The sequence below is a fragment of the Brevundimonas sp. genome (genome assembly GCF_032107865.1).
In the GTDB taxonomy this organism is placed as follows: Bacteria; Pseudomonadota; Alphaproteobacteria; order Caulobacterales; family Caulobacteraceae; genus Brevundimonas.
Genome location: NZ_DAMCNG010000349.1, coordinates 1 through 1,702 on the forward strand (window position 1 = coordinate 1; position 1,702 = coordinate 1,702).

Sequence of the window (1,702 nt, forward strand, 5' to 3'; positions counted from 1 at the left end):
TGCCGAGGCTGTCACCTGGTCCTTCACCAAGCAGTCGATCGCGTCTCTGTTTGGCGGCGGGGACGAGCGTCTGGTGCTGGAGAACCCGATCGCAGCCGATCTGGACTGCATGCGGCCCTCGGTCCTGCCGAACCTGATCCAGGCGGCGGCGCGCAACGCTGCGCGCGGCCACGCTGATGTCGCCCTGTTCGAGATCGGCCCCGTCTATCTGGACGACCAGCCGAACGGCCAGCGCACCGTCATCGCCGGCCTGGTCGCGCCACACGCCGACCGTCACTGGGGCGGGACGGGGGAAGATTCCCTGTTTGCGCTGAAGGGCGACCTGATGGCCCTGCTGGAAGAGATCGGCGCGCCGGTCGCCTCCCTGCAACTGGCGCAAGGCTCGAACCGCGACTGGTGGCACCCCGGCCGTTCGGCCCGGCTGCAGCTGGGGCCCAAGAACGTCATCGTCGAGTTCGGCGCCCTGCACCCGCGCGTGCTGAAGGCGCTGGACGCCGACGGCCCCATGCTGGCCTTCGAGATCGTGCTCGACTCCGTGCCGGAACCGCGGGGCAAGGGTGGTAAGGCGCGCGGCGCGGCGGACCTGCCGAACCTGATGCCGCTGACCCGCGACTTCGCCTTCCTGATGGACGAGGCCAAGGCGGTGGGAGACCTGACCCGCGCCGTGGCGGGCGCCGACAAGGCCCTGATCGCCGATGTGCGCGTCTTCGACGTCTATCGCGGCCAGGGCGTGCCCGAGGGTCAGAAGTCAGTCGCCATCGAGGTCGAGGTCCAGCCCCGCGCCGCCACCCTGGCCGAGGCTGAAATCGAAGCCCTGACAGCCAAGGTCAAGGCCGCCGCCGCCAAGGCGGGCGGAACCCTGAGAAGCTGAGCATGACGGACAAGAAGCCCTGGGCCGAGACCCAGTTCGAACGCAACCTGTTCCGCGCGCGCTGGCTGATGGCGCCCTTCTACCTGGGTCTGGTGCTGGCCCTGGTGATGCTGCTGGTCGTCTTCGTGCGGGAGCTGTTCTACTACCTGCCGCAGGCCTTCATCATGGGCGAGGGGCACATGGGCTCGGATGGCGCCATCCTGGCCATTCTCAGCCTGGTGGACCTGTCTCTGGCGGGCAATCTGCTGCTGATCGTCCTCTATTCCGGCTATGAAAATTTCGTCTCCAAGCTGGACCTGGACGAGAACCAGGTGGATCGGCCGCCGTGGATGGGCTCCGTGGATTTCTCGGGCCTGAAGATGAAGCTGATCGCCTCCATCGTGGCGATCTCGGCCATCTATCTGCTCAAGAGCTTCATGAACATCGGCAAGCCGGGCCATCCGCTGGATCAGGCGGAGCTGATGTGGGCGGTGATCATTCACCTGACCTTCGTCGCCTCGGGCGTGCTTCTGGCGCTGATGGACTGGATTGCGGCCAAGACCGACAGGCACTGAACGGTCCGGCGGATCTCGGCGTGCATGACGCAGGCTTGATCCGCCGGGGCGCTTTAAGGGGCGCGAGCAATCTTCGGTTAACCTTAAAGCCCCAAGGCTGCCGTAAAAGGCAGGGACGGTAGGCCAAGCCCGCGACGACGGGCGGACCGACCTCTGCCGGGAGCCTTGATTATGCACCGCCGCCAACTGATCCGCACCAGCCTCGGCCTCGCCGCCGCCGGCGCCCTGCCCGCCGGTCTCGGCGCTTGCGCCAGCCGTCCGCCCGCCGATCCCAACT

The 1,702-nt window shown here is 67.2% G+C and carries 1 protein-coding gene and 1 pseudogene; both read left to right on the forward strand.

Going from position 1 to position 1,702, the window contains the following annotated elements:
• Positions 1-871 (forward strand): annotated as a pseudogene (locus RT567_RS16555) (phenylalanine--tRNA ligase subunit beta); the annotation flags it as partial.
• Between the two features lie 2 nt (positions 872-873).
• Complete coding sequence (locus RT567_RS16560) at positions 874-1,425, forward strand: TIGR00645 family protein (protein WP_313577288.1); 552 nt, start codon at positions 874-876, stop codon at positions 1,423-1,425.
• Positions 1,426-1,702: the final 277 nt, after the last annotated feature.